Origin of the sequence: Paenibacillus sp. VTT E-133280, from assembly GCF_002264385.1 — a bacterium.
Taxonomy (GTDB): domain Bacteria; phylum Bacillota; class Bacilli; order Paenibacillales; family Paenibacillaceae; genus Paenibacillus_AQ; species Paenibacillus_AQ nitricinens.
In genome coordinates this window covers 1-8,205 of the sequence record NZ_NFUX01000128.1, presented here as the reverse complement: position 1 = coordinate 8,205, position 8,205 = coordinate 1, and the positions used below count along the sequence as shown (strand labels likewise).

General features: G+C 44.2%; 6 protein-coding genes. 3 read left to right on the top strand and 3 right to left on the bottom strand.

What is annotated here, in order from left to right:
* From CA600_RS32150 to CA600_RS30005, 3 genes are all read right to left on the bottom strand, one after another.
* On the bottom strand, positions 1–1,086 hold a 1,086-nt coding region (locus tag CA600_RS32150; RefSeq protein ID WP_179281787.1), incomplete at its 3' end, for an S-layer homology domain-containing protein.
* A gap of 13 nt (positions 1,087–1,099) precedes the next feature.
* Positions 1,100–2,923 (bottom strand): glycosyltransferase, encoded by a 1,824-nt coding sequence (locus CA600_RS30010; RefSeq protein WP_179281786.1) that lies wholly within the window; start codon positions 2,921–2,923, stop codon positions 1,100–1,102.
* A 454-nt stretch (positions 2,924–3,377) separates the two neighbouring features.
* Entirely contained in the window at positions 3,378–5,642 is a 2,265-nt protein-coding gene (locus CA600_RS30005) for a beta-glucosidase family protein (protein WP_094874743.1), read from the bottom strand.
* A gap of 110 nt (positions 5,643–5,752) precedes the next feature.
* On the opposite strand from CA600_RS30005, the gene CA600_RS30000 reads away from it, so the two are divergent.
* From CA600_RS30000 to CA600_RS29990, 3 genes are all read left to right on the top strand, one after another.
* Positions 5,753–7,036 carry an AraC family transcriptional regulator gene (locus tag CA600_RS30000; RefSeq protein ID WP_094874742.1) on the top strand — a complete coding sequence of 428 codons (1,284 nt, stop codon included), beginning with the start codon at positions 5,753–5,755 and terminating at the stop codon, positions 7,034–7,036.
* Positions 7,037–7,211: 175 nt separating this feature from the next.
* Positions 7,212–7,529: a PadR family transcriptional regulator gene (locus CA600_RS29995; protein ID WP_094874741.1), complete on the top strand. Its 318-nt coding sequence runs from the start codon at positions 7,212–7,214 to the stop codon at positions 7,527–7,529.
* Positions 7,522–8,115, top strand: a complete 594-nt coding sequence (locus tag CA600_RS29990; RefSeq protein WP_094874740.1) for a DUF1700 domain-containing protein — start codon at positions 7,522–7,524, stop codon at positions 8,113–8,115. The genes CA600_RS29995 and CA600_RS29990 overlap by 8 nt, the downstream gene beginning before the upstream one ends.
* The last annotated feature ends 90 nt before the right edge of the window (positions 8,116–8,205 follow it).

The following is an 8,205-nucleotide window of genomic DNA, read 5'->3' as shown; positions in this document are numbered from 1 at the left end:
AGCTCCAGCCGCTCCGGTCGCTCCAGTTGCTCCGACTGCTCCAGTTGCTCCAGTTGCGCCTTGCAACCCACTGGAACCAGAGTACCCGTTTTGACCTGCTGCGCCAGTTGCGCCCGTGTCTCCCTTATCGCCTTTTTCACCTTTCGAACCTGCCTGGCCTACTGCCCCCATTCCCAATACTTCAACGAAGGAAGCTACTCCTCCATTATGGATGAGCGTCACCAATGCTCCTGTAGGCAGTACACCCTTGTCATTGTCTCCGAACAGAACTGAATGGGTATTGATTTCGAACTTCGACGTCTGGCCGCTGCTGCTTAACAATTCGATCGAATTCTTCGACATCGAGACGACAGAGCCATGGATAATTCGCTCGGATACCGTACTCGCAAATATTTCGGTCTTAGATAAAATAGCAGCAAACTCGGCACGAGTAGCCGTCTGCTTAGGTTTAAAAGTATTATTAGGGAAACCCGAGATGACATTACGGTTCACTGCAGCATTAATGTAGCCTGCTGCCCAGTCCGATGCGTCTGATGCATCGGAAAAACCGATGTTGCCGTCCTTAAACTCTATCGCCTCAGATTCCTTGCCTGCCGCACGAATAATTAGACGTGTTATCCACTCTCTACTCGCTTGTTCTTTTCCCCAGATGACGGTGTTTGGTCTCTCTTCCTCACTTGGAATTACTAGGCCGATGTCAATAGCTTGCTGCAACCATACAGTTGCCCATGAATCTACAGTGAAGGGCAGGCTCACGCCATTTGCCTTAGGCTGCTCATATCCCATGAACCTGAGGACCATAACGACCGCTTCCTGATTTGTGACAGGACGGCTCGGGTTGAAGTTGCCTGAACCGTCTCCTTCAATTACCCCTAGTGCGGACGCTTTGGTGATATACTGGTACGCCCATGAAGAAGTATTGACATCGCTGTAAGCCGCGGCGCTTGCCCGGGGTAGAATACCACTATTAGCAGGACTCAATGGTGCAATTAACTGACTCATTAGAATAAATGCCATTGAGCTCTTGTAGGCTAACGAATTTCCACTCTTCTTCCCACTTGCCTTTGCTCTCTTTAGTCTTGCCATTACCATATCCCCCTCAAGTATATAAAGTTACGTATTGCTTTAAATAATCGCGATTTGCCATGACGCTCGGATGCTTCGGTACATAACTCCCAGCTAATTCATTGTGATAGTTAGCTTCTTCGTGTTGACCTAAGCGATCATAACAAACGCATAATTGCAAATGTGGCAGCCACGTCCATGCCGAATTGTCTATTCTAGCGTTAGGTTCAGTCGGCTTAGGAACTTCTGTGGCTAGCTTGTACCAAAAAATAGCATTCTCGAACCGTTGTTCAATTAGCTCATAAGCCCCTAATTGGCAACAAGCTTCTGCTCGGGGAGGTGTCAATGCAAAGGCTTGAAGTACTTTAAGCTTAGCTTCTTGAAAGCGGCTTAATTGTGCCAATGCATCGGCGGCACGCCGGCTCGCTAGCAGCTTGTCCTCCATCCAGCCATCCGGCATTTCAATGAAGGTATCATATTGCTCTATCGCTCGCTGCCATAGGCCGTGATCATACAACTCGTTAGCATAATAAAATAAATCCCGCGGAGTGAAGCTCGCGTGCGCTTCTATCATCCCCTCATAGATAAGCAGATTACGCGAAGACTGCGTATGCTTTCTATCATGCGTTATGCCTAACTCGGCATAGAGGACTTTGCCTTCGACCTCCAGGTACTCATGAACGATTCCAATCCAACGGAAACCACAACTTCGTCTAACCAGACGATTCCGCCTTAAACTCGAAGTTACGTTACCGTCCTTATCCCGCTCGAGATAATAATGAATCGACACGGCATCGATATCCCATGCTAATCCGGATACAATGGACCCTAGAGCCTCTGCATCCTCTGACTGCAGATAATCATCCGCATCCAACCACAGCAGGTATTCTTGAGTCGCGAGACTGAAGGCATAATTTCTTGCCTTAGCGAAATCGTTCACCCATTCGAAATCATAAACCCGAGCCCCATAAGAAGCTGCGAGCGCTTTGGTTCCATCACTCGAACCCGTATCCACAATAATGATCTCGTCGACTAGCTCCCTCACGCTGGATAAACAACGTCCTAAGGTTTGCTCTTCATTCTTCACGATCATGCATAAGCTGACCGTGACCTTCCGCGTGCCGCAATGCAAGGAAGAAGTTAAATCGAATCCCCATTTGCTTATAGCCTTAGCACGATTCAAGATCAATCTATTATTGTACCAATCGGGATCATTGGGATTTACTGAAGGAGGTTCCTTCCGGAAGACTACGCATCCTTCCGCTATGTAAACATCCAGATTCATTGATAACGCGCGATAACACAGATCATCATCCTCATAGGATTCGACCTCAAACCTCTCATCGAAGGACCCAATCTCCTCAAAATAGCGACGCGGCATCATCATTAGCAAACTAACAAGCCTAGAAACCCGGGTCCAAGACATTGACTTCCCAATAGCAAGCATGGATGCCGACTGATAGAGTTGCTCCATGTTCTGATAAACAATGGGAATCCTTTGACCACCGCTAACGTCATTCATTCTAGGACCCACGATCGCAGCATTCGGATAATGATCCAAACAGCTCGACAACTGCTCTAGCCATCCCTCATTTACCATGATCTGATCGCGGATAAATACAAGACGATCACCAGAAGCTGACCGCGCGCCCAGATTAAATGCAGCTGCAACCCCTTTACTCCTGCTATGAATGACATGAACACCGTATTCATATGCAAGAAAATTCGACACTTCAGTAGATTCGTAATCCGAGACGACGATCAGCTCATAGGGCATAGGCGTATATTGCTTGATTCGATCCAGACATTGTACGGTTAGATTAAAGTGCTGAGCCAACAATATAATGCTAATATTCATTCGCTTTGTACCATCCATTATTAGTTAGTTGTAGATCGCTTCCAGACATGATTAACTCCTTAAAGCTCATTTTTCCTCCTAATTCGACGGTTTTTCTAATCTATCATCCAAACAACAATGCAAACAAGACAACTAAAGTTGCTATTTAAAAATCACCCGCACATCAAGAAGGTTATCGAATATCGTATTTTTCCATACCTCCATCTGCATCTAACACATGTCATTTCATCAATATATATATAAAAAGAGCATTTAAATAGTGTACGTTGTCATCAATTTAGTCATATGACATTATGGTATTTAATGTAATATAAGTCATATAGAAGAGAATGAATGAATAATTTAGATTCATTAACTCAATCCTTCAAAATCTAAAAAAGCCGCCTCTAAGGGCAGCCTTTTTCTAAAAATATCATTAAGTGCGAACGTTGAGGTCTACTCCCTCCTGTTCCACTTACTCTGCAGCCAAAGCATTAAATTCTTGCAGATCCTTGGCTAAATCCTCTTCCGTGTATTTCCCCTGACCGAACCCAACCAGTGCCCGCAGCGGCATATATTTCATCATCGCCATGAACATTTCCGGATTATCGTCCATCGCATCTTCCATTCCAAAAATACTGCTGAACTCCTTCACTTTATCCGCCGTACGTGGATTGTCTAGCAAATCACCAACGGTACTGTTGCGATGATAACTTAACGGAAGTGGAACTGTCGATTCTACTTCAATCGAAGCAGTCAGACGAATATCTCGTGAAGATGAACCAACAGCAATATCAAAAACTCCACTTTCCACATGCCAATCGCCAATGTTGACGTTGTAATAAGCAAAGGAGCGTTTATCCAGTTCAAAAGAAACCTCTTGCTCTTCACCAGGCTGAAGCGTTAGCTTCTGGAAGCCCTTAAGCTCCTTAAGTGGGCGGATCACGCTGCTCTTCACGTCGCTAACATAGAGCTGAACGATTTCTTTTCCTGCGCGAGTACCCGTGTTTTTGACGGTAGCCGTAACTTGTACGTTCTCGGTATCTTTTATGCTGCTCTTGGAGATTCTCAAATTGCTGTATTGAAACGCGGTGTAGCTTAGACCAAAGCCGAAAGGAAACAGCGGTTCAAGCTCTTTTTTATCATAATAACGATAGCCTACAAACAAGCCTTCTTTGTACTCTACCGTATCCCCTTCACCTGGGAAATTAAGAAAGGATGGATTATCGCTCAGCTTCATCGGGAAGGTCTCTGCCAGTTTGCCACTTGGACTAACCTCTCCAAACAGTAAATCTGCCACTGCACCGCCAAAAGCCTGACCACCTAGATAACCTTCAAGAATACCCTTCGTTTTATGAATCCAAGGCATTTCTATGGGTGAACCATTGCTGAGTACAACGACGATATTGCTTTGTACCTCAGCTACTGCATCGATTAACGCTTTATGGCTCTCTGGAAGTGACAAATGACTGCGATCATAACCCTCTGATTCATAATTATCCGGAAGTCCAAGGAACAATACGGCTACATTCCCTTTTGCCGCTGTATTCCGTGCCTCTTGTAGCAAAGCTTCATTAATCGCGTCATGATTCAGTTCATATCCTTGCGCATACAGCAGTTCGGCAGAACCTGCATGAGCCTTCATCTCTTCAAAAGCATCATCCAATTTCGTCGGATTCACATGTGAGCTGCCTCCGCCCTGATAACGCGGATTTTTAGCAAACTCGCCGATCACCGCAATAGTCCCTTGCTTAGACAACGGCAGAATGCCATCCTCATTTCTAAGTAACACCATGCTCTCCCGGGCTACTTCGCGTGCCAAACGATGATGATCCTCAACATTAAATGAGGCATTCTCTTTACGGCTCTCTACCGCTTTAATAACAAAAGTAAGCAATCGCTCTACCGCAAGATCCAATATTTCTTCAGCTAGTTCACCATTTTGTACAGCCTTTACAATCTGGGCATCGCCAAGTCCTCCGGTGGATGGCATTTCCAGTTCCAGCCCTGCTTGCAGTGCCTTCACTCGCTCATTGACCGCCCCCCAGTCGGAAACGACGAATCCTGCGTAGCCCCATTCCTCTCTAAGAATCTTTGTCAGGAGAAACTCACTTTCTGAAGCATATTCACCGTTTAAGCGATTGTAAGAGCACATCACACTCCATGGCTGACTCTTCTTAACTGCACCTTCAAAGCTAGCCAGATAAATCTCCCGCAGCGTCCGCTCATCAATAACGGCATCAACGGACATTCTCCGGTGCTCCTGATTATTTGCGGCAAAATGCTTGAGTGAGGTTCCTACTCCTTCACTTTGCACACCATTGATATGATTTCCACCCATCTCCGACGAAAGATAAGGATCTTCCGAAAAATATTCAAAGTTACGACCATTTAATGGGGAGCGCTTAATATTTGTTCCCGGCCCGAGCAGAACAGCGACATTCTCTGCCTGACACTCTTTCCCTAGTGCTGCACCCACACGTCCGATTAAATCCCGATCCCAGGAAGAAGCCATCCCTGCTGCTGAAGGAAAACACGTTGCGGGTACACTGTTATGGAGCCCGAGGTGATCGGCACTCTCTTTTTGCTTACGTAAACCATGAGGTCCGTCCGTTACCATTAAAGAGGGGATTCCGAGTCGTTCAATGCCCTTAGTATGCCAAAAATCAAGCCCTGAGCAGAGTCCTGCTTTCTCCTCAAGGGTCATTTGTGCGATGAGTTCATGAATGTTGGTTTTCATAAAAATACCTCCTCTGAATGTATACTATCCTCATTTTAATCTACTTCATACCGGATTTATGGCATTATTATTGTATTTTTGGTATTCTTGTTGGGTAAGGAGGCTTTAAAATGTTGAATTATTTGGACGATCATGAAGGAGCTCAATATATCTGTAAAGCGCTGTATGAATCGCTTCAAATTCCTGTGTTTCTGCTTGACTCCGATCGAAGAATCGAGCTAGCGCTGCCTTCCACTTCAGAGCTTGCCCCCTGGGTGTATAACATCAATGACCTAATTTCAGAGATTACAGATTCTACTAACCACGAGAACCATTCTAATAACGATAACTCCTGGAATTCCTCAATACCAATCATTCGCACCACTAATTTCCTAGAGAATTATATCCTTCTCGATCTTCCTTTCGAGCATAATGGCGGAGGCACCATTGTATTGGGTCCCTCGTTATTTACTCAACTCTCAGGAGACAGTATCTCCAGTCTAATGCGTGACAATGAAGTACCTTATGGACTTCAGGATCAATGCCTTACTTACTATCGCAATCTGCCTGTAATGAACCGGATGAGATTGTACCATACCGCTATGCTGCTCTATTCTCTTATTACTGGAAAAACTCTGACCCTGAGCGAACTACTGCTTGACTCTCGAACGCTTGAACCCAAACAGCCCTCTAGCGACAGCTTGGATTTGGATGTCTCTTACCGTAGAGAGAATACATGGTTCCATCACGAGCCTATGCTGGAAAAGGCTCTATTTCACCATATCAAAAATGGGAATAAAGCCGAGCTGCTACGAAGCCAAGCTTCATTCCCCGAAGAAAATTACGGTGTACTCTCTAAAAAAAGTCAGTTACGCAGCAAAAAAAATTTGGCGGTCTCCTGTATTACACTCGCTACACGTGCAGCGATAGATGGAGGGCTGTACTGGGAGATTTCCTATACCCTCAGCGATTTTCATATCCAGCATATCGAAGAACTGAAGGATATTCCCGCAGTAGACAACGCTCTTCTTCATGCGCTTTGTGATTTCGCTGACCATGTCAGAAATAATAGAAGTGCACAACTGTCGCGAACTGTCGCCCTCTGTCAGAACTATATTTTTAATCATCTGTATGAAGAGCTTTCCCTAGATAATCTGGCAATGGTTGCAGGCTTGAACAGGAGTTATCTCTCTCAGCTATTCAAGAAAGAGACCGGGTTTACCGTTAGCGATTTTATTCAAATCGAACGAATTGAAGAAGCTAAACGGCTAATTGAATTACCTGGAATCCACCTATCCGACATTGCTACCCGTCTGCAATTCAACGACCAAAGCTATTTCACCAAAGTATTTAAAAAATACACAGGCATCACCCCTAGACAATTCAAGACCAATAAGGAAACTAATCGTAATTAATGAAAGAGTGGCAGTCTCGGACGAAGAAACTGAGTCCGAGACTGCCTCTCTTTTTCGCTTTTTTCAGAAGTAAAACCCGCTTCCATGGCCTCTTTCAAAAGCGCTAAAATTTCGTCATGTTGTAATACTATGCAGTGCATAGTATAATGTGTCAAAGGGTGTTAGGGGGGATATCGTGGATACACAATTAAAACGGGGCTTGCTGGATGTATGCGTGTTGACCGTTCTTTCAAAAGAAGATTCCTATGGATACAAAATCGTCAAAGATCTTTCTGAGCATATTGAAATTTCCGAATCAACGCTATATCCAATTCTAAAGCGTTTGGAGACACAAAACTGCGTGACCGTGTATTCGACTGAACACAATAGTCGATTGCGAAAATATTATAAAATCACGCCACAAGGGAAAGATAAAATCCATGATTTTCTAAAGGAATGGGAGACTGTCTTAGCGCTGCATAAATTCATTAAAGGAGGTGCCGATTATGAATAAAGCAATTTTTTTGTCCGAACTTGCTGATAAACTTGAAGCCCTGCCTCGAATCGAAGTGAATAAGTCGCTTGCATTTTATTCTGAGATCATTGACGATCGCATGGAAGAAGGTATGGGCGAGGAAGAAGCGGTTTGTGGACTTGGCAACATCGAAGAGATTGCACGAGAAGTAATGCTTGATTCCACCCCTCTTAAGAAGATCATATTGCCCAGTGATCCCATTTCCAAATTGGATTACACACTATTAATTTTGAGTATCCCATTACTCCTTCTCTTATTTGCACTGATATTCGTATTTTACGTAACGATTTGGTTAGTGGTTATCGCACTATTTTTAGTCGAATTTTCCTTTCTCTTGGCTGGTATAGCAGGAATTGTTGCTGCGATCATTGATTTCAGTAATAATATTTCATTCAATTCACTTATGATTGTTGGTGGTTTAATTTCTCTTGGTCTGGGTATATTTACGTTTGCCCCATTTAAAAAAGTTTGCAAAAAAATCATGGGACTTACGACTTGGTTTATGCGGAAAATAAAATCCATATTTTTAGAAAGAGGTCATATAAATGTTGAAAAAAATCTTTAGTAACACTGCCGCAGTCACTGTCACCCTCAGTTTGGCGCTCTTTGCTACAGCATGTACAACAAATTCTAGTGCTGACAAGCAAGGAAATTC